The sequence below is a fragment of the Halorientalis sp. genome (assembly GCF_028275115.1).
Lineage (GTDB): Archaea > Halobacteriota > Halobacteria > Halobacteriales > Haloarculaceae > Halorientalis.
Genome location: NZ_JAQCNH010000023.1, coordinates 41,222 through 60,523, shown reverse-complemented (window position 1 = coordinate 60,523; position 19,302 = coordinate 41,222). Strand labels below are relative to the sequence as shown.

Here is a 19,302-nt window from a genome sequence, read left to right as displayed (position 1 = left end):
TTCGCGTGGGTACCCACCGGGCGATTAGTCTTTCATCTGTCTGGTGATGTACCCGGAAATACGGTTCCGGACCCGCCTGGACTCGACGTCGGTCAGGTTCGCCACGCGGTGTTTGTTCTCCTCGAAGTCGTCGGTGAACCGATCCGGGTGGCGCTGTACGAGCGTCTCTCCGATGTCGATTATCTCTTTGGAATCCAGCGTCACGTCAGCCGATTGAACATCCTCAATTATAGCTCTTTGGTGTAGTCAGAGTACGTCCGGAGACGCACAGGCCACTCACGTGGCGTCGAGTGCGGCCCTGATCTTCTCCGCGGTGATCGGCAGGTTGTCGACGCGAACACCGACAGCGTCACGAATCGCGTTGGTCAACGCTGGTGGGACGCCGTTCGTCGGAATCTCGGCGACCGCCTTCGCGCCGAACGGCCCGCTCGGCTCGTGCGTTTCCACGAAGATGGGCGTCAGTGGCGGCTGGGTGTCTGCTTTCGGGATCCCGTAGTCACCGAACCCGACGACGTCGGGCTGACCGTCGCTGTCGAACGAGAAGCCACTCCCGACCGCCAACTCGTAGCTCATGTGCATCGCGCCGGTGACCTGTCCCTCGGCAAGGTCGGGATTGATAACGGTGCCGCAGTCGACGGCGTAGACGAGTTCGTGGATCTCAAACTCTCCGGTTCGTTCGTCGACGGTCACGTCGGCGAACTGCGCGCCGAACGGCGGCGGAGATTCGGGCGTGCTGTGGCTCGCTTCGCCCATCACCTGGGCGCGTTTCTCGTCACCGTAGATGGACTCGTATCCGATCGCTTCGAGCGAGACCGACTCGCCGGTCCGCTCGGCGTACACCGCGCCGTCGTGGGCAGTGAGCGTCTCCCGGGGTTCGTCGAGCATTCGTGCGGCGAACTCGAACAGCTGCTCGCGGGCGTCCTGTGCCGCCTTCTTGACCGCTGTGCCCGTCACGTACGTCGTCGAGGAGGCGTAGGCCCCGTAATCGAAGGGGGAGATGTCGGTGTCCGACGGCTGGACGAGGATGTCCTCGGGGCGGGCACCGAGGACTTCGGCCGCGATCTGTGACATCGCAGTGTCGGCGCCGGTACCGATGTCCACGGCACCTGTCTGGAGGATGAACGATCCATCCTCGTTCATCTTGATGTGTGCGGAACCGAGTTCGTCGTTCGGGACGCCGCTGCTCTGGATGGTTACCGCGACGCCGAGGCCCCGATGAAGATAGTCCGCGTCCGGCTGTTCGACATCGCCCCAGCCAATCGCCCGTTTCCCTCGTTCGATGCACTCCTCGAGGCCACACGACCGGATCCGGCGGCCTCCGGCTTTGATCTCCCCGTCGCCCTCTTTGAGGATACTCGACGCGACGTCGACGTCGCCCTCGCTGATGAGGTTCCGAGAGCGAAACGCAAGCGGGTCCATCCCCAGTTCGCGGGCGACCGTGTCCATGTGCCCCTCCAGTGCGAAGTGGCCCTGCGGTGCGCCATAGCCCCGCATCGCGCCCGCCACGGGGAGGTTCGTGTGGGCAGCGGTCATTTCGAGACGGATGTTGGGCGTGTGAGTGTACATCGCCAGCTGCTTTTTTCCAACGGCACCGGACGCCGTCAGTCCGTGGGACCCGTACGCGCCGGAGTTGGTGAGCACGGACATATCGATGGCTTCGAGATCACCTTCGTCGGTCACGACGCTCCGGACCTGCACCGAGGCGGGACGTCGAACCCGCATCGCGTGGAACTCCTCTTTCCGGGTCGCCTCCAACTTGACCGGACGGTCGGTGGCCATCGTGAGCGCCAGGGCGATCGGTTCGAGGACGATAGACTGCTTGCCGCCGAACCCGCCGCCGATTCGGGGTTTACTCACGCGAATGTCTCGGATCGGCACGTCGAACAGTTGGGCCAACTGTCGGCGCGCGTGATACGGGACCTGCGTGCTGGTGATGAACTGATAGCGGTCGTCCTGATCGCGTCGAGCGATGGTCGTGTGCGGTTCGCCGACACAGTGGGACTGGTGTGGCGTCTCCCACTCCGTCTCGACCACCGTCAGGTCCGACCGGTCCGCTGCTGCCGCGAAGGCCCCGTCGACGTCGCCGATCTCTCCCTCGGCGTGGGCTTCGATGTTCCGCTCGTAGTCGGCACCTGGCTGGTGGTTCTCGACGCTCTCGGGGTCGTGGATGCGCGGCGCATCAGCCTCGATCGCGGTGTGTGCGTCGAACACGGCGTCGCGCTCATCGTAAGTGACGTCGATAGCCTGCACGGCGGCACTGGCCGTCACGACGTCCTCGGCGGCGACGGCCGCGATCGGATCACCGACGTACCGGACCCGTTCCCGCAGGACGCGCAGGTCGTATGGCGAGGGTTCGGGATACGATTGCCCCGCCGACGTGTATGGATCGTTCGGCACCTCGGGCGAGCCGGGGGTGATGACGGCGTAGACACCGTCCATCTCCTCGGCGGCGCTCGTATCGATCTCCCTGACGACGCCGTGTGCGATCTCCGACCGGAGTACCTTTCCCGACGCGAGGTCCGGAAACTCCCGCGAGTAGTCAGCGGTGTACTTCGCCTCCCCGGTGACGATTTTGCGAGCGTCGGCCTTCTCTTCGCGGCTCGAAACCGCGGTTCGCTCGTCCGGCTTTTTTCGATTGTTGGCCTCCTCTTCGAACTCCACGGGCGGAGCTGCGTCGGCCTGGGTAGCCCCGTCCGGCGTCGTCTTTTCGTCGCCGTCTTCGGTCCGACTCATTCGCGCTCACCACCGGAGCAGGTACTGCAGTCCACACACGATTGGCCCGACGGGACCGGTCGGCCGCCATCGGAGACCATGGCCCTCTCGTTCGACAACCGACTTGCGGCGTCCTGCACCGCGTCGATAATCTTCTCATACCCGGTACAGCGGCAGATGTTACCCGACAGCGCCTCCCGAATCTCCTCCTCATTGGGGTCGGGATTCGATTCGAGGAACTGTGTCACGCGCATGATCATGCCGGGAATACAGAACCCGCACTGGAGCGCCGCGTTGTCGACGAAGGCGGCCTGCACGGGGTGGAGTTCGTCCTGGGTTCCCAGACTCTCGATCGTCTCGACGGTTGCACCCTCGACACGGGCCACAGGCTGGAGACACGACTTCACCGACGCACCGTCGACGACGACGGTACAGAACCCGCAGTCGCCGGTTCCACACCCGCGTTTCGCACCGGTGTACCCGGCGTTCCTGAGTGCGTCGAGTAACGTGTCCGACTGGTCTACCGTGAGCGTCGTGTCCTCGCCGTTCAGCGTGAGATTGACCTCCATGGTAGCCCCGTCAGCGACCCCCTTCAGATACGCTGTGGCGATTTCGCTCCTCAATCGTGTCGGGTGCTCCCGTCGACGCGGTTTCCGAACTCGGCATTCCTACGCCTCTCATGCCCAAACGTATGCTTGAGAGCGTTTTTAATCTTAGCATGGAAAAGTAAGACACACAACTTGTTTTTGAGTCAATTACTACCTGTATGTGCAGTTTTGTGCTGGCTGGGATACCTGTGGGGGCCTGTCGGTGCAGGCCTCTCGGAGGCACTTCTCGTCTAAAGAGCTTCCACGACGCCGTGGAGGGACACGGAATCCTGGGGGTACTGGCGCCACAGGGGAGACACATCTGTGGGACGGTGTGGCAACACCGTGGCAGTTGCTCGTCGATGCCAGTGCGACCGTGGAATAAATTATTAGAACGCTACCCGCGGAGTACCCGGCAGTCACCCGGGACTGGGTACGCGCACGCCGCATGAATTTACACCCTAAGGGTGTTAATCTACCGACGGTTTTGCCCCGCAGGAGCGACGAGTTGGGGACAGACCGTACACGGACCGTAACAAACTATATTAACAGGCGTTCAGTTACAGGATACGATGGCTACAGACGCTGTTTGCAAGGTTGACCGAGTGACCGAGATCCACGGACTCGCGTCGGCCGATCCAGTTTTCGACTCTCTCGACGAGGGGCTACTGGCTCGTTGGACAGGTGTCGGCGAGCGGTCCGCGGTCGGCTACCGATCGCTCACCGAGTGGTTCAACAAGCGACTGTTGAAGTCGGTCTACGACGACCATGGGCGCGACACACTCGGTGCCACCGTCGATAGCGACTACGATATCCTCCAGGGTGACGACGAACTGGTCGCTGCGGAGTTGGCGGAGAGTCTACGCGCCGACGGCATCGACGCTGACGAGCTACGGGACGCCCTGGTGTCTTGGGGAACCATGCGAACGCATCTGCAGGACTGCCTCGGCGGGCAGAAAGAGCCACAGACAGCAACCACCGACTGGGAGGTGGAGAGCGTTCGGAAAGCGAAGGGGGTGACCGAATCCAAGGTCGAATCGGCACTCTCCGCACTCGCACGGAAAGACCGACTCGCCGGTGGCGACAGCGCAGACGTCGGGGTACAGGTCAAGGTAGGTTGTGACTCCTGTCCGACCCGGGTTCCGTTCGATGTCGCGCTCGAACGCGGGTATGTCTGTGAAACACATCACACGCAGCCCCCCTCACAGGACGCACGATGACTTGGACGATCGATATCGAACGGATCGCGGGCATCCTCGACGGCAGTGCGACGATCGACCCCGGTGTCAACGCCGTTCGGGGCTCGAACTGGCAGGGGAAATCGAGCTTCATCGAGGCGATCAAAACGGGACTGGGGACCTCGACGGAGCTGATGGAAGGCGCCGAGAGCGGGCGCGTCGAACTGCAGACCCCTGACCGTGCACTCACGGTCGACCTGGTCCGGGAGAACGGGACCGTCGTCCGCCACGGGACGCCGTACCTCGACGCAGAATACGATGCAATCCGTGCGGACCTGTTCGCCTGTCTTGATGAACGGAACGAGATTCGACGGACCGTCAGACGCGGCGAGAACCTCGAAGACGTGCTCATGCGCCCGCTCGACTTCCAGGACATCGACGAGCAAATCGCCGAGCTGAAACGCGAGCGTGAGCAGGTCGATGCAGAAATCTCCCAGGCCGAAGAAGCCAGCAAACGGCTTCCGACGGTCCAGCGGAAAGTCCGGGGCCTCGAAGGAGAAATCGAGGAGTTGCACGAGAAACGCGAGCGGATCGCGAACGCTGACGGCAATCAAAGCGACGACGGCTCGACTCAGGAAGCGCTCAGTCGCGCCCAGACCGAGCACAGTGAAGCCGAGCAACGCGTCGAGCGACTCCGGGCGAGCATCGAGCGAACCGAAGAGCGACTCGAAGAGCATCGGGAGGAACTGGCTGAACTAGCGGTCCCCACCGACGATGTCGAATCACGACTGGTGTCGGCCCGGGACCGACTGTCCGGGCACGAACGCGACCTGGAGATCCTCCAGTCGCTGTACTCGGCGACGGAGATGGTCCTCGACGAGAACCGAGTCGATCTCGTCACCGAGGTCCAACGGGAGCTCGTGGCCGACGGCCTCACCTGCTGGATCTGCGGGCAGGACACGACCCGAACTGATGTCGAATCTCAACTCGACGCGCTCGGGGACGAACTCACGGAGCGGAGAGCGGCGACCGAATCGCTCCGGTCCGAGGTCGAGAAACTCGAGAACCGGCGCGAGGAGATCAAACAGCGGAAACGCCGGCAGGCGGATCTAGAGACCGAGATCGTCGAACTCGAAGACACGCTCGCCGACCGGGAGGCGAGTCTGGAGTCGGCCCGCGAGCGACTGCAGGACGCGACGACGCGCGTCGAGGAACTCTCGACAGACGTCGACGAGACGATGGCGGAACTCTCGGACGTCGAGAGCGAGATCAAATTCCGCGAGGCCGAACTCGACGATTCGCAGGCGGAACTGGAACAACTTCAGGCTCGGGCCGACAGGCTCGAGACGCTCCGGTCCGAGCGCGAGGACCTCACCTCGGAGGTCGAAACGCTCCGGAACCGGAAAAATCGGCTCAGACGTAACGCGCGTGAGGCGTTCGACGAGACGATGCAGGAGATCATTACGCGGTTCGAAACCGGCTTCGAGACGGCCCGACTCACGGCTGACTTCGAAGTCGTCGTTGCACGCGACGGACGGGAGGCGAGTCTCGACGCGCTGAGCGAGGGCGAACTCGAACTGATCGGGCTCGTGGCCGCCCTCGCGGGCCGGGAGTCCTTCGACGTGGCGGAGTCGGTGCCACTGTTGCTCGTCGACGGGGTCGGCGGCCTCGACGACGCTAACCTCCATACACTCGTCGAGTATCTGCGGGACCGCGCGGAGTACCTCGTGTTTACTGCGTACCCCGAGTACGAGGCGTTTGACGGCCGCGATATCGACCCAAGCAGGTGGACCGTCGCGAACGTTGACCGGGTCGGCGTCGAACGAACGTAACGCGCGTTTCATTCTGTCCCAAATAAATGCAGTATTATTGCTTCACCTCGCGAACCCTTAGACGAAGTTGAGGAAAATATGGCCGAAGACAGGAAATAATAGTAGTGTCGGGTGTAGACAGAGGACATGGTTGTTAGTAACGCCTTCGAAGAACTGTCGGCTGTGCTCGCGCGGCTCGAAGCGGCGGACGCGGATGTCCGCGCGGTCGCAGTCCGTGAACCAGAGATCAGTCCCGATGGCGACGTGACCGCTGAACTCACGGTGGCGGTCCCCCTTTTCGCCGCATCGGCGCTCGGCGACGGTGTCACGATCGAAGCAGAAAACGCGGACGTACAGGACCAACGCGTGGCCCTTGATCTCACGGTGAGCGTCGCAGTGACCGACAACGACCCGGTGAACGCGTTGACTGGCGTGGTCGATGGACCGAACCCGAGGGACCGATCCGACAGCACGCCGGCGTACAAAGACCCCGACGCACTGGCGACCGCGTACGCGGAGTGTGACACGTTCCCGGAGATGACCGCCGCACTGGGTGTAGACGTGACGTCCGAGACCGTCCGCCGACACGCGATCAAGTACGATATCCACGACCCCGACGACAGCACGCCGCGAACGGGACAAAATAGTATTCTCGGCAGCGGACACGAAACCGAGACGGACGACGGTGTCGCGGAGACGGGCCCGAACACTGTAGCCGAAACCACCGCTCCGAGTGCGAGCGATACCGGTACTGACCAAGCGCCTCACGGCGAGGACGCGAGTCCGGGGGCGGACGAGTCGACCGGTCGGACCGACGGCGGGCCCGCGACGTCGCCGTCCCGGGACGCGGAGGCGGTGGCGGACTCGCCGCTCGCGGATCGCCCCATCGCGGAGTTTCTCTCGAAAACGAGCGAGGAGGACAACCAGAACACCGTCGTCGCCGATGGTCTGGGCATCTCGTCGGACCTGACCGTCGGCAAACTCACGACGGCGATCAACCGGTCGCGCACGGTTCACGAGGCGAAACAACACCTCGATATGAGCCGGAACAACGCACACCAGTTGTTACAGCGACTCGACCTCAGAGAGTTCGTCTCCCACCCACTGGCGACCGATCAGATCGAAGTCACGCCCGAGGAAGTCGTTCGCCGTATCGACCCCGAGCGAGCCTGAGACCGTTCACGACGACCTGCCCCGGTCAAAACGAGCGGTGGTAACGCCGGCACTCGAACAGATACATTCACACTCTGGGGCCGTTACAGCCTCTCACTCGTCGGCGATCGAGACGACGACGTTTTTTGTCTGTGTGTAGCTCTCCAGGGCCTGCTGGCCCTTCGCGCGGCCGATTCCACTCTTTTTGTAGCCGCCCGACGGTGCCTGCTGGGAGGCAAAGAGGTACTCGTTGACCAGGACGGTCCCGGCCTCGAGTTTCCGCGCCATCCGGTGGGCGCGGCTCACGTCCGCTGTCCAGACAAGCGCGTACAGTCCGTACTCGGTGTCGTTCGCGCGGCGGACGACCGCCGACTCCGAGCCGAACTCGGAGAGAGTAACCACCGGCCCGAAGACCTCGGTACAGGAAACGGGCGCGTCGTCGGCCACGTCCGCGAGCAGGGTCGGTTCGTAGAAGTGACCTGCGCGGTCGAGGCGGGCGCCGCCAGTCAAGCGCGTCGCGCCGTCTGCCACTGCCGATTCGACGAACGACTCGACGCGGTCAATCGCGGCCGCGTCGACGAGCGGGCCGATGGTGTTCCCGTCGATTCCCGGTCCGATGTCCATGCTCTCGACGACCTCGACGAGTCGGTCGGTGAACGGTTCGGAGACGTCCTCGTGTACGAAGATCCGGGTCGGCGCGAAACAGGTCTGTCCGGTGTTCCAGAAGGCCTTCGCCGAGTCCTCCGCCGCACGGTCCAGATCGGCGTCCGGGAAGACGACGTTCGGGCTCTTACCGCCCAGTTCCAAATGGACCGGCGTGATGTGATCCGCCGCCGTCTTCATAACTTCGGTGCCGGTCTCCGTCGATCCCGTGAATTCGATGTGCGCGACACGGTCGTCGTCGGTGAGTTGGCGACCGGTTCTCGCTTCGCCACCGGTGACGACGTTGAACACACCGTCCGGTACCCCCGCATCCGTGGCGATCTCGGCGAGCCGGAGCATCGATAGCGGAGCCGCTTCGGGCGCTTTTGCGACGACCGTGTTGCCGGCGGCCAGCGCCGGTGCGACACTGCGCGCGGTCAGGACCAGCGCGGCGTTCCAAGGAACGACGTGTGCCGTCACGCCGTAGGGTTCTCGGATAGTGTAATCCAGTACGTCGCTGTCCCCGTGGATCGGAATCGTCTCGCCCTCGATCTTGTCGGCGAGGCCGCCGTAGTAATCGAAGTACTGGGCGGTTTTTCGCGCCTGTGCTTCCGAGGCACCCAGCGACCGTCCCATCTCCCGTGTTTCGGTCCGCGCCAGCCGATCCACGTCGTCCCGGATCCGGCCGGCGAAGCGACCGAGGAGCTGACTACGCTCGACCGGGTCGAACTCGGCCCAGGCGTCGGCCGCCTCGTCGGCTGCCGCGATGGCCGCCTCGACGTCGTCCACCGTAGCCACTGCGACATCGGCAATCACCGTCTCAGTGGACGGGTCCCGGACCTCGAACGTCTCCCCGGTTGTTCGCTCCACACCGTCGATTTGGCTCCCGACGGTACCGAACTGCAGGTTCGTCATTCGATAGCCGATTCGCCTGTCGCTCTCATAGTGGTACCGGGGGGCAGGCACGACACACTTCGAATGCGAGCCCAAAATCGAACTCAGACGCCGACCTGTGGCACGTGGGGTCAGTCCGGCTCGTCATATGGTGCCGGCTCCGTCTCGAACGTCGATTCCACATCGCCACTCGGAAAAAACCCCAGCAGGCGGGCCGTCTCGCCCCCCGTGTTCCGGACCGAGTGTGGAACGTCGGCCGGGGCGACGACTAGTTCTCCGGTGGCCGTCGCCGTCGTTTCGCCCTCGACTGTCGCTTCGACGGTGCCCGCGATAACGTACACGAGTTCGTCGACGCTATCCCGGTGTGTCCCGATTTTGGTCCCCGGGTCGAGTTCGTTGTAGACGACGGTGTAGTCCGTCGTGTCGGTCACCGTCTCCCCCGGTCTGTCTGCACTGAACGGGAACGACCCCAACCATCGGGCACCCTCGATCCCCTCCTGTTCGACCGCTTCGAGTGCGAGCGAGTCGAGCCGTAGCGAGTTCATGTTCCACAGTTCGTGGCTCGACTGTTAGACGTTCGGGTGCCACCGTGTGTGACAATGGTGACACACCGGACACACGCGTTGGAGCGGGTCCACGGCCGCCGTGTCCGGTGTCGACCTCGGTCCACGCCGCACACGTCCCGTGCCCCCCGTACCGTTTAGTCCCGGCCCGCCCCAGCCCCGGTATGGATACGCGTCTCACTGTCCGGGTGAAGCGTTGTGACTACTGGCCGACCGCGTCGTCTTCGCCACCGCCACGGTCGAAGAGAGCGACCGGGTGGTGAGCATGAGTCGCTACGACTACATCGTCGTCGGCGGCGGATCGGCGGGGTGTGTGCTAGCGAACCGGCTCTCGACCAACAGCGATGTCTTGCTACTGGAGGCCGGGCAGGACTGGCAAGCCGACACGGTTGAGGACACGGTGCTGACCGGGAATTTCATGGACCTGCTGGCGGCCGACTGTATGGTCTGGCCGGAGCTGGAGGCGACACTGAGTAGCGCGAAGCCGTCCGAACGGTACTACGTTGGGCAGGGCCTCGGCGGCGGATCGGCGGTCAACGGGCAGTTGTGGCTCTGGCCGCCCCTCGCGGATTTCGACCGCTGGGCCGAGGCCGGCTGTGCCGGCTGGTCGGCCGAGGAGATGGTCGAACGCCTCCGACAGTGCGAGGCCGACGCCCTCGGTGATCGGGCCCACCACGGGCACGACGGGCCAACGCCAGTCTGGCGGCCGCGACCGGAGCGCGACGAGTGGGGGCCGGTCGATCACGCGTTCCGGGACGCTGCGGTAGAACTGGGCCACCCCGTCGCGCCCGACCTCGACCTGAACGCGCCCGACACGACCGGACTGGGAGCGACACCACGGAACGTGGAGGGCGGGGTGCGGGTGTCGACCAAGCAGGCGTATCTCGACCCGACCCGGGAGCGAGACAGCCTGACTGTCCGGACCGGTGCGCTGGTCGACTGCGTCCGGTTCGACGGACGGGTCGCGACCGGCGTTGAGGCCATCGTCGACGGCACCCGACAGTCCTACGAGGCCGACGCCGTTGTCCTCTCGGCTGGCGCGATCTACACGCCCACGATTCTGGTCCGCTCGGGAATCGGGCCGCGGGCACAGATCGAAGCGGTCGACACCCCTCTGCGCTCGGCTCGGCCCGGACTCGGACGGGTAATCGACCACCCGCTGCTGGCGCTGTCGTTCCCACTGGAGCCTGCGGCTCGTGTCGACGACCCGTCGGGATTCTTTGCGTCGACGCTCCTCTTCTGGCAGACCGATCTGCCGTACTCCCAACCACGGGAACTCCACGCCCTTGCCCGGAATTTCACCGAGACGGATGCGGCCGGCGCCGAGCGTGGGGGACTGGTGATCGGGATGTTCGATACCCACTCGCAGGGACGGGTCGAGGTTACGTCAGCCGATCCACGGGCGGACCCAGCGGTCGACGTGGGGATGCTCTCGGACCGCCGCGACCTCGTCCGGCTCCGCGAGGGCGTCAAACACGCCGTTGAGCTGCTGGAGACGGAGCCGATGCAGTCAATCAGGGCTGGCCCACCGGTCTTGGAGACCCACGACGGGGGCACCGAACCGATCGCAGTCTCGGTGGACGCCACTCTCGAAGCACAGATCAAACGCCACGTCGCCCAGTACTACCACCCCGTCGGCACCTGTCGGATGGGTGCCGTCGACGACCCAGCGGCCGTCGTCACGCCGCAGTGTCAGGTCGTCGGCGTCGAGGACCTGTTCGTCGTCGATGCGTCGATCATGCCGACGACGGTCCGTGCGCACACCAACCTCACGACGGTCGCGCTGGCGGAACGGGCAATCGAGTTCCTGACCGTCTAACCGTCGAGATCGGCGGCGTCGGTGTCGAAAGAGTGTGCCGCAGCTAGAGCGGTCCCTCGACTGGGTCGTCCTCGGGACCGAAAGGCGTCTGGAACCACTCTGAGAACACGTACGTGTCGGCGACAGTGGTCAGCGCCCGGAGGCTCCGCACGCCGAGGTTGATTCGCGTCCCCCGCGCCGGCGTCTCGATCTGGATCGCCTCGCCGGCCTCCGTGTGGATCTTCCGGACCGTCGTGTGGGAGTACTCGTTCGAGATCGATATCTCGGGGACCGATCCGTCGGGGGCTCCGCCAGTGAGTGGGACTGGATCGGACTCGTCTAAGTCGGCGACCACCTCCGCGAGAACGCCCCGTTCGCGCTGCCAGGAGAGCCCCTCCAGCAACAGCGAGTCGAGTTTGATTTCGTCGTGTCCGTTGGTGATTTCGAGTCGCTCGCCCTGGGAGACCAGCTTCTGTATCTGTACCGTTCCGTGCTCGTCGGCGACCGTTAAGTTGGCGTCCTCCGGCCGGTGGACGCTGCTGAACTGTCTCGACATAATCAGAGTAGTGGGAGCGTAATGTTCTTTGTGTTCAATACAGTGTGGTCGAGGTACACGGTCCGGTCGGCAATCCGGAAGCCGTCGGCGGTCTCCCTGAGGACGGTGTGTCGCTGTGCGGACAGCAGGTCGTGGTCGGGCTTGTCACCGTAACTCCGGAACACGTGCTGGTTGTTCGAGACGGTCAGCTCGTCGCCCTCGGCGTCGAGAATCCGCAGGTTCCCGGTGACGTGTCGCACCCGGGACCGTGGGTTCTCGGACCAGGCGTACTCCTTCTGGAGCCGACCGACACGTTCTCGAATCCGCTCAACCCCTTCCCGGAGATAGTACGAGCGCGAACTGAACTCGTCCTGTTCGGACCCAGGGTCTCGTGAGGCCCGGACCGGCACCGAGATAGTAAAGTCGTCCGCCAGGAGTTCGAGCCACGCCTCCAATTCAAACGCATCCAGCAGGTCTGTCTCCCTGTAAATGAACGACTCCGCGCGGTGGCGGGTTTCGGGGTCCACCGCCGGTCGCGAGTGCTGGGTGCTCATCGCTCACCCTCCGGGTTCGCGGCCCCGGACATCATCTCACACCACGCCTGGTAGAACATCCGCGAGTTCCGCTCGTCGAAGTAGCTGCCCTGCCAGGTCGTCTCGGCCGGCCCGTACACCGGGTCGTCGACCGTCTCCGTTAGGTCCGTCATGTCTCCCATCCCCTGCTGCATGTTCCCCTCAGACTCGAGTATCTCGTGTGTCAGCGCGCCGCTGCTCTCAGAGATTCCCTCCCAGACCGTGAGGTCGTCCGACTCGAACGCACCCGCGGGGCTGAGACTGTTCCAGCCACTGTGGGAGTCCTCGAGGAACGAGTCGTCGTCGGCGAACTCCTCAGGGACCAGCCACCAGCTGATCGTCTCTGTCTTGCCACAGCCGCGTGGCTGCCACTTCCGGAGACAGACCCACGGCCCGCCCCACCCGCCCGACTGGATGCCGTGGATGTAGGAAGTGTTCGGAAAAATCGTCCCGAAATGAAACACCGACCGGGCGAACAGGTCCCGCTGTTCCGGGGTCAGATCCTCGTGTATGTGGTCCTCGATCTCTTCGGGGTAGCCCATGTACGTCTCCGGGTCTTCGGAGAGGTAGTAAGCGGCACAGTGGGAGTCGGTACAGCTGAGATACGCCGCCTCAAGGTAGTCGTCGAGTTCCTCCCATGGTCCCAACTCGAGCTCTTTTGTCTCCAGCGACGCCTGATGAGTCGTGAGGACATGATACGAATCCCCGGAGAAGTTGTCGGCCGCGGTTTTCCAGTCGTAGTCGGCTTCCCAACGATGGGGCTCGCCTACGACCGTCAGCCCACCCTCCGTCGCGTTGAACAGCACGTCTAGATACCACGTGAAGTCCCCGAGGTAGTCCGACAGTGACGGGCCCTCGTCCGCGATACGGCCGAAGATGAGGCCGTGATACGTCGCCAGATTGGCCTCCTGTAACTGGATCTCTTCCTCATCCAGGTCCTGATACGCCTCGTTCATATGTGGCATTCCCTGAAGTGTGCCGTCGTTTTTGTACGTCCACCCGTGGTACGGACATCGAAAGTGTGAGGTGTTTCCTGTCTCGGCGGTGCAGAACTGCGCCCCGCGGTGCATACAACTGTCGAGAAACGCGTGCATCTCACCGTTCTCGTCGCGGGTGACGATGAAGGGGTCTTCACCGATGTACCGGCGGGCGTAGTCTCCGGGCTCCTCGAACTCCGAGATGTGCCCGAGATACACCCAGGCGCGGGCGAACACTCGCCGCAACTCCGCTTGGTACACGTCCTCGTCGTTGATGATCTCTATCGGGAATCGTCCGTCCTCGAGACCCGACTCCGTCCGCTCGACGAGCCGGTCCGTTCGACTGGGGTCAGAACGTTCAGTTGCCATCACGATGGTACAGTTTTACTGGTTACTTATTGCTTCTCGTCGCACATTCTCGCAAAAGAAAAAACAAACAGACGCTAATCACCCTATGTGGAGTAAATATCAGAACACCGTCGAACGCCCGGCCACGAGTCGGTCGGCGCGTTGGTCCACCCACAGTCGTCGTGAGCCGCTGTGTGCCGATTGTGCTGTGGCGGCACGCTCCCGCTGGTGCGGTGATCACTCGGCGGAATACGTTCGTTTGCCGCTACCGGTCTGCATTAGTCGTATTCACAACTCTCACGCGATTCGGCGAGGGTACGTTTATATTACGGCGGCAAGAAGTCACATCTAGTCAGACGATGACTGATACACTCGTGGCAGGCGGCACAGTGGTAACTGTCGACGACGAGAATGCGATCCATGAGGACGGCGCCGTCCTCGTCGCGGACGACGAGATACAGGACGTAGGGCCGACCTCGGACCTCGAATCCAGGTACGACGCGGACGAGACCATTGACGCTAGTGGAAAGGTAGTGATCCCGGGGCTGATCAACCTGCACGTCCACTCCGGCTTCATTCGAGGGCTCGCCGAAGACCTCCCGGTCTGGGAGTGGCTCGCCGAGCACGTCGACCCGACACACCGCGCGTTGCGCAGAGCGGACGCCCGGGCGGCTTACGAACTGTGCTACGCGGAAATGGCGAAGGCAGGCATCACCTGCGCGCTGGATATGTACCGGTACATGGACGAGGCCGCCGAGGTCGTCGACGAGTACGGTCTCAGAGCGGTCCTCTCGCCGTACGTCGCAGACCGGGAGGGGTACGAGTTCTTCCCGTCTGTCGAGGACAACGTCGAACTCCTCGAACGGTACCACGATACCGCCGACGGCCGCGTAAAGGTCTGGTTCGGACTGGAACACATCGAGTACTGCACCGAGGAGGCGTACCGTCGCGTCGCGGACCTGGCAGCGGAGTACGACGTGGGGATCCACACGCACGGCGAGGAGTCGGCGAAGAAAGCACAGGAGTTGACAGACAGGTACGGGATGCGACCCATCGAAGTTTTCGATGAGTGGGGTATTCTGGGGCCCAAAACGGTCGTCGCCCACTGTGTGTGGCTCACGAACCGAGAGGTCGAGGTGCTGTCCGAAACCGGGACGAGCGTCGCACACTGTCCGACGAGCAACGAGAAACTCGCATCCGGTGTCGCACCGGTCCCGAAACTACTGAACCATGCGGTCTCAGTTGGTCTCGGGACGGACGGGATCAAGGAGAACAATCGACTCGACGTGATACAGGAGATGAAAAACGCGGCACTTCTCCAGAAGGTGCACAGACTCGACGCGCGCGCCATCCCGGGCGAGCAGGCGCTCCGGATGGCGACGATGGGCGGGGCAGAGGCGCTCGGCCTCGCCGACGAGGTCGGGTCCATCGAAGTGGGCAAACAGGCCGACCTCGTCGTACTGAATTTCCAGCAGCCACACCTGCGCCCGAACTTCGGCGCAGAGAACGTCGTTCCCAACCTCGTCCACGCCGCGATGCCGTCGGACGTGGAGACGGTGCTGGTTGCTGGGGACCGGGTCGTCGACGACGGCGAGTTCCTCCCCAGGGACCAGGACGCCATCATCGAGAACTACGAGGAGACGGCGAGGGCGCTGGTCGAACGCCGAGATAACGAGGAGTGGGCCTGAGCTCTCGTCCTGTCGACTAGTCCGCCTCGCGACTGTAGGCCTGGACGAGTGCCGCAGGTTGTGCGCTGTCGTCGTCGCGACTCCAGACGACCGTGGCGACGAGAACGACGAGCGTGACGATGTAGGGATACATCGACATAATCGCCGGATTTAGGAGGAACTCGACCACGGGATTGAGCAGTGCCGCCAGCGGCGACTCCGGGGCAAGCGTCAGGTCGAGTCCCTGTGACCGGAGACGGAGCGAGTTGAATAGCCCGAACAGGTACGCACCGACGAGCAGTCGTCCCGGCCGCCACCGAGCGAAAATAACGAGTGCGACTGCGATCCACCCCTGCCCCGCGGCGATGTTGTTCGTCCAAATCCCGGTGAACGCCAGCGATAGGTGGGCACCGGCGGCACCGGCGAGGAGGCCGCCGATCAACACCGCCAGATACCGCATTTTGAATACGTCGATGCCCATAGTGTCGGCCGTTTCGGGGTCCTCGCCGACGGAGATTATCTCTAGACCCAGGTTCGTCCGCGTCAACAGCCACCAGACCACGACGACGAGACCCAGCGCGACGAAGTCGGTCGCTGGCCCCTCGAACACCGTCGGCCCGACGATCGGAATCTCGACAAGCAGCCCACCGATTACCGGCAGCGTGCGGTCCGGGAATCCGGCGAACTGTGCACTGGCCCACTGCTGTCCGAAGTAGGTCGTAATGCCGGTCCCGAGCAGCGTCAACATGATCCCGCTGATCGCCTGATCGGCTTTCAGCGAGATACAGAGGAACGCGTGAACGGCCGACATCAGGAGGCCACACACCGACCCGACGGCGAACCCGATCCAGTAGCTGCCGGTCACGACGGTAGCGATGACACCGGAGAGTGCACCCACGAGGATCATCCCCTCGACGCCGAGATTGAGGACGCCGGCCCGTTCACTGATGAGTTCACCGAGGCCGGCGAGGACGAGGACGGTGCTCGCGCTGACCATCGCATCCGCGAGGCCGAGGAGGAACGATGTGTCAGTCATCCGCGGATACCTCGGTTCCCTGGATCGTCTGGCCGTCGTCCCCGCGGTCGACGGAGACGCTGAGGCTGTACCGCTGGAAAAACTCCGCCGTAATCAGAAAGAGGATGACCAGTGCCTGGACGATGTCGATGATCGCCGCCGGGACGTCCATTGCCACCGTGACTCTGTTGCCACCGACGAACAGAAGCGCAAAGAAAAGCGCCGCGAGCAGCATCCGGGAGACGCCGTTCCGTCCGAGCAGCGCGATCGGAACTGCCGTGTACCCGTATCCCGGTGCGAACGAGGCGTGCAGTCGGCTCTGGTTGCCAGCAATCTCGCTGATTCCTGCCAGTCCTGCGAGTGCCCCGCCAGCGACGAGGGTGAGCAGGTACACTCTGTACCGACTCATTCCGGCCTGTTCGGCGGCCTCCGCGTTCGACCCGACGAAGTTCACCCGAAATCCGAATCGGGTCCTGCGCATAACAGCGTAGAGCAACGCGACGAACAGTAGTGCGACGAGGAGTCCGACGTGTGCACGCGTTCCTGGAATCGCCGGAAACTCGGCTACTCCGGGAAGCAGATCTGTCTGTGGAAATCCACCCGACCCGCCCTGCATCGGCCCCCGGACGAGATACAGTTGGATGTCCGCCGCGATGAACGTAAACAGGAGGGTGGTAATAATCTCGCTGATGCCCCACTTCGCACGGAGCAGGGCTGGGACGAACGCCCAGAGTCCGCCCGCCACCGCGGCTCCAGCGAGCATTACTGGAATCAGGACGGCCTGTGGCAGCGAGACGTTGATAGCGATCCAGGTACCGACGATGGCGCCGGTGAGCAGTTGCCCCTCCGCACCGATGTTCCAGAGCCCCGCCTTCATCGGCAGGTAGACGCCCAGGCCGACGAGTATGAGCGGTGTCGCTCGGACGAGGACGTTCGAGAGAGTCGACACGGTGCCGAACGGCCGAACGAACATCTGGACGTACGCCGCGACCGGGTTCACGTCGATGGCGATCAGGGCGACCACGCTGACGGCGAGTGCCGCTGCGATGGCGAACAGCGGTGTCCCGTACGCGACCCACGATGGGGTCTCCTCTCGCGCGCTGACGTCGATGTCGACCAGCATCACCGATCACTCCGGCCACCGTCGGCCGCGCGTCGGGTCGCCGCTTCCGGCGGGTCGTCTGGCACCGACACTCGCTTGCTTCCGCCGCCGTTCATTTCGACGCTCAGCCGCTTTTTATTCGTCTCTTCGGGCGTCGTTCGCAACACGATTTCACCCTCGTACATCACCAGTAGCCGGTCGCTGAGGTCGAACAACTCGTCGAGATTCTCCGAAAACAGGAGGACACCGGTCCCCTGGTCGCGCCGCTCGAGTAGGCGCTCCCTGACGAACTCGATTGCCCCCACGTCGATACCGCGGGTGGGCTGGTTAGCCACGAGCAGATCCGGGTCCCGGGCCAGTTCCCGCGCGAGGATGAGTTTCTGGAGGTTTCCGCCGGAGAGGTCATCCGCACAGTTGTCGGTCACGTCGCTGACGCCGCGAACGTCGAAATCGTCGACGAGACGCGACGCGTACTCGCCGACGCTACCGTAGTCGAACAGTACGGAATCACCGAACTGGTCGTCGCGGAAATCCTTCATCGCGGCATTGTGCATTACCGACAACCCCCCGGCGCACCCGTTCTCGTGACGGTCTTCGGGAACGAACGAGACGCCTTGTTCGATGAACTCGTCGGGCGACGCCTCGGACATCTCTCGGCCACGGATTTCGATGGTCCCTGCGGTCGGGTCACGGACCCCCGCAACGGTCTCCGCGAGTTGCGTCTGACCGTTGCCGCTCACGCCCGCGACCCCAACGACCTCGCCCGCGGAAACCTCCAGGTTCACGCCCGAGAGTTTCTCGATGCCCCGGTCGTCGGCGGCACTGATACTGGACGCCTCCAGAACCGGGTCACCCACGGTCGTGTTCGGCTTCTCGATCTCGAAGAGAACGTCACGACCGACCATCATCCGTGCGAGTTCCGCCCGGCCGACGTCGGCGGTATCGACGGTCCCGATATCCGCCCCCTCGCGGAGGACGGTCACTCGGTCGGTGACCGACTCGACTTCTTTGAGTTTGTGCGTGATGAGAATAACCGAGAGACCGTCGTCGACCAGCCGTTCCAGCGTCTCGAACAACCGCTCTGCCTCGACAGGGGTCAGGACGGCCGTCGGTTCGTCCAGTATGAGCAGGTCGACATCGCGGTAGAGGGCTTTCAGAATCTCGACTCGCTGGCGCTGTCCCACGTCGAGTTCTCGCACGGGCGCGGAGACATCGATATTGAAGCCGTACTGATCCGCCAGTGTCCGGATCCGTCGTTTGGGCCGGTCCAGACCGAGCGAGAACCGTGACGCGACCGCCTGGACGGGGGCGGATGTCCGGAGTCCCGCCAGGAGACCGTCGCCGACGTTCTCTTTCCGGAACGAGGCCGCCGGCTCGCGGCTCCCCAAGACAACGTTCTCCGTGACCGTCAGTCGTGGGATGAGCTTGAAATGCTGGTGGACCATGCCGATGCCCGCGTCCATCGCGTCCTGCGGTTTGTCGAGACGTAGCGGCGTTCCGTCGAGTCGGATCGTCCCCTCGTCGGGAGTGTAGAGCCCGTACAGCACTTTCATCAGAGTACTCTTGCCGGCGCCGTTCTCGCCGAGAAGTCCGTGGATCTCGCCACGGCGGACAGTGAGGTCTACGTGGTCGTTGGCGATGACACCCGGGAACGTCTTTACTATCGACTCCATCCGAAGAAGGTCGTCGGTCATGACGGTATGTGGTAACTCTTTATCCAACATTCTCATAAACTTTCTTCTGGTCCTG

The 19,302-nt window shown here is 63.6% G+C and carries 16 protein-coding genes; 5 read left to right on the top strand and 11 right to left on the bottom strand.

Annotation, left to right across the window (positions count from 1 at the left end; all coding sequences use genetic code 11):
* Positions 1–24: 24 nt before the first annotated feature.
* The 3 genes from Q0964_RS03340 to Q0964_RS03330 form a co-directional block, all read right to left on the bottom strand.
* Positions 25–204, bottom strand: a complete 180-nt coding sequence (locus Q0964_RS03340; protein WP_299263395.1) for a 30S ribosomal protein S17e — start codon at positions 202–204, stop codon at positions 25–27.
* Between the two features lie 72 nt (positions 205–276).
* Positions 277–2,733: a xanthine dehydrogenase family protein molybdopterin-binding subunit gene (locus Q0964_RS03335; protein WP_299263393.1), complete on the bottom strand. Its 2,457-nt coding sequence runs from the start codon at positions 2,731–2,733 to the stop codon at positions 277–279.
* Positions 2,730–3,281, bottom strand: a complete 552-nt coding sequence (locus Q0964_RS03330) for a (2Fe-2S)-binding protein (protein ID WP_299263391.1) — start codon at positions 3,279–3,281, stop codon at positions 2,730–2,732. The genes Q0964_RS03335 and Q0964_RS03330 overlap by 4 nt, the downstream gene beginning before the upstream one ends.
* A gap of 590 nt (positions 3,282–3,871) precedes the next feature.
* Between Q0964_RS03330 and rdfA the strand changes: the two genes are divergently transcribed.
* The 3 genes from rdfA (at position 3,872) to Q0964_RS03315 (ending at position 7,461) form a co-directional block, all read left to right on the top strand.
* Positions 3,872–4,519 carry a rod-determining factor RdfA gene (gene rdfA / locus Q0964_RS03325; RefSeq protein ID WP_299263390.1) on the top strand — a complete coding sequence of 216 codons (648 nt, stop codon included), beginning with the start codon at positions 3,872–3,874 and terminating at the stop codon, positions 4,517–4,519.
* The gene (locus Q0964_RS03320; RefSeq protein ID WP_299263388.1) at positions 4,516–6,309 is read left to right on the top strand and encodes an archaea-specific SMC-related protein; all 1,794 of its coding nucleotides are present in this window, start codon (positions 4,516–4,518) and stop codon (positions 6,307–6,309) included. Before rdfA ends, Q0964_RS03320 begins: the two co-directional genes overlap by 4 nt.
* Positions 6,310–6,435: 126 nt before the next feature.
* Positions 6,436–7,461, top strand: a complete 1,026-nt coding sequence (locus tag Q0964_RS03315) for a DUF8073 domain-containing protein (RefSeq protein WP_299263386.1) — start codon at positions 6,436–6,438, stop codon at positions 7,459–7,461.
* Positions 7,462–7,554: 93 nt separating this feature from the next.
* Here the strand turns inward: Q0964_RS03315 and Q0964_RS03310 are convergent, their stop codons facing one another.
* Together Q0964_RS03310 and Q0964_RS03305 are read right to left on the bottom strand one after the other, a co-directional pair.
* Positions 7,555–8,997 carry an aldehyde dehydrogenase family protein gene (locus Q0964_RS03310; protein WP_299263385.1) on the bottom strand — a complete coding sequence of 481 codons (1,443 nt, stop codon included), beginning with the start codon at positions 8,995–8,997 and terminating at the stop codon, positions 7,555–7,557.
* 110 nt (positions 8,998–9,107) lie between these two features.
* On the bottom strand, positions 9,108–9,521 hold the full coding sequence (locus Q0964_RS03305; RefSeq protein ID WP_299263383.1) for a cupin domain-containing protein: 414 nt from the start codon (positions 9,519–9,521) through the stop codon (positions 9,108–9,110).
* A 283-nt stretch (positions 9,522–9,804) separates the two neighbouring features.
* On the opposite strand from Q0964_RS03305, the gene Q0964_RS03300 reads away from it, so the two are divergent.
* On the top strand, positions 9,805–11,358 hold the full coding sequence (locus Q0964_RS03300; protein WP_299263381.1) for a GMC family oxidoreductase: 1,554 nt from the start codon (positions 9,805–9,807) through the stop codon (positions 11,356–11,358).
* Between the two features lie 43 nt (positions 11,359–11,401).
* Here Q0964_RS03300 and Q0964_RS03295 read toward each other — a convergent pair whose 3' ends face one another.
* The 3 genes from Q0964_RS03295 to Q0964_RS03285 are packed head-to-tail and all read right to left on the bottom strand — an operon-like array spanning position 11,402 to position 13,790.
* Complete coding sequence (locus Q0964_RS03295) at positions 11,402–11,893, bottom strand: hypothetical protein (protein WP_299263379.1); 492 nt, start codon at positions 11,891–11,893, stop codon at positions 11,402–11,404.
* A gap of 2 nt (positions 11,894–11,895) precedes the next feature.
* Complete coding sequence (locus tag Q0964_RS03290) at positions 11,896–12,426, bottom strand: aromatic-ring-hydroxylating dioxygenase subunit beta (RefSeq protein WP_299263377.1); 531 nt, start codon at positions 12,424–12,426, stop codon at positions 11,896–11,898.
* Positions 12,423–13,790, bottom strand: coding sequence for an aromatic ring-hydroxylating oxygenase subunit alpha (locus Q0964_RS03285; RefSeq protein ID WP_299263375.1), 1,368 nt, complete (start codon positions 13,788–13,790; stop codon positions 12,423–12,425). The genes Q0964_RS03290 and Q0964_RS03285 overlap by 4 nt, the downstream gene beginning before the upstream one ends.
* A gap of 338 nt (positions 13,791–14,128) precedes the next feature.
* On the opposite strand from Q0964_RS03285, the gene Q0964_RS03280 reads away from it, so the two are divergent.
* Positions 14,129–15,457: an amidohydrolase family protein gene (locus Q0964_RS03280; protein WP_299263373.1), complete on the top strand. Its 1,329-nt coding sequence runs from the start codon at positions 14,129–14,131 to the stop codon at positions 15,455–15,457.
* Between the two features lie 16 nt (positions 15,458–15,473).
* Here the strand turns inward: Q0964_RS03280 and Q0964_RS03275 are convergent, their stop codons facing one another.
* The 3 genes from Q0964_RS03275 to Q0964_RS03265 are packed head-to-tail and all read right to left on the bottom strand — an operon-like array spanning position 15,474 to position 19,247.
* The gene (locus Q0964_RS03275; protein WP_299263372.1) at positions 15,474–16,472 is read right to left on the bottom strand and encodes an ABC transporter permease; all 999 of its coding nucleotides are present in this window, start codon (positions 16,470–16,472) and stop codon (positions 15,474–15,476) included.
* Complete coding sequence (locus Q0964_RS03270) at positions 16,465–17,574, bottom strand: ABC transporter permease (protein ID WP_299263371.1); 1,110 nt, start codon at positions 17,572–17,574, stop codon at positions 16,465–16,467. Before Q0964_RS03270 ends, Q0964_RS03275 begins: the two co-directional genes overlap by 8 nt.
* The gene (locus tag Q0964_RS03265; protein ID WP_299263370.1) at positions 17,574–19,247 is read right to left on the bottom strand and encodes an ABC transporter ATP-binding protein; all 1,674 of its coding nucleotides are present in this window, start codon (positions 19,245–19,247) and stop codon (positions 17,574–17,576) included. The genes Q0964_RS03270 and Q0964_RS03265 overlap by 1 nt, the downstream gene beginning before the upstream one ends.
* Positions 19,248–19,302 lie beyond the last annotated feature (55 nt).

Coding starts and splice junctions, on each gene's coding strand:
- Q0964_RS03305 (WP_299263383.1), bottom strand. CDS start 9,521: ATGAACTCGCTACGGCTCGACTCGCTCGCACTCGAAGCGGTCGAACAG.
- Q0964_RS03330 (WP_299263391.1), bottom strand. CDS start 3,281: ATGGAGGTCAATCTCACGCTGAACGGCGAGGACACGACGCTCACGGTA.
- Q0964_RS03285 (WP_299263375.1), bottom strand. CDS start 13,790: ATGGCAACTGAACGTTCTGACCCCAGTCGAACGGACCGGCTCGTCGAG.
- Q0964_RS03270 (WP_299263371.1), bottom strand. CDS start 17,574: ATGCTGGTCGACATCGACGTCAGCGCGCGAGAGGAGACCCCATCGTGG.
- Q0964_RS03300 (WP_299263381.1), top strand. CDS start 9,805: ATGAGTCGCTACGACTACATCGTCGTCGGCGGCGGATCGGCGGGGTGT.
- Q0964_RS03315 (WP_299263386.1), top strand. CDS start 6,436: ATGGTTGTTAGTAACGCCTTCGAAGAACTGTCGGCTGTGCTCGCGCGG.
- Q0964_RS03295 (WP_299263379.1), bottom strand. CDS start 11,893: ATGTCGAGACAGTTCAGCAGCGTCCACCGGCCGGAGGACGCCAACTTA.
- Q0964_RS03265 (WP_299263370.1), bottom strand. CDS start 19,247: ATGACCGACGACCTTCTTCGGATGGAGTCGATAGTAAAGACGTTCCCG.
- Q0964_RS03290 (WP_299263377.1), bottom strand. CDS start 12,426: ATGAGCACCCAGCACTCGCGACCGGCGGTGGACCCCGAAACCCGCCAC.
- rdfA (WP_299263390.1), top strand. CDS start 3,872: ATGGCTACAGACGCTGTTTGCAAGGTTGACCGAGTGACCGAGATCCAC.
- Q0964_RS03275 (WP_299263372.1), bottom strand. CDS start 16,472: ATGACTGACACATCGTTCCTCCTCGGCCTCGCGGATGCGATGGTCAGC.
- Q0964_RS03310 (WP_299263385.1), bottom strand. CDS start 8,997: ATGACGAACCTGCAGTTCGGTACCGTCGGGAGCCAAATCGACGGTGTG.
- Q0964_RS03320 (WP_299263388.1), top strand. CDS start 4,516: ATGACTTGGACGATCGATATCGAACGGATCGCGGGCATCCTCGACGGC.
- Q0964_RS03335 (WP_299263393.1), bottom strand. CDS start 2,733: ATGAGTCGGACCGAAGACGGCGACGAAAAGACGACGCCGGACGGGGCT.
- Q0964_RS03280 (WP_299263373.1), top strand. CDS start 14,129: ATGACTGATACACTCGTGGCAGGCGGCACAGTGGTAACTGTCGACGAC.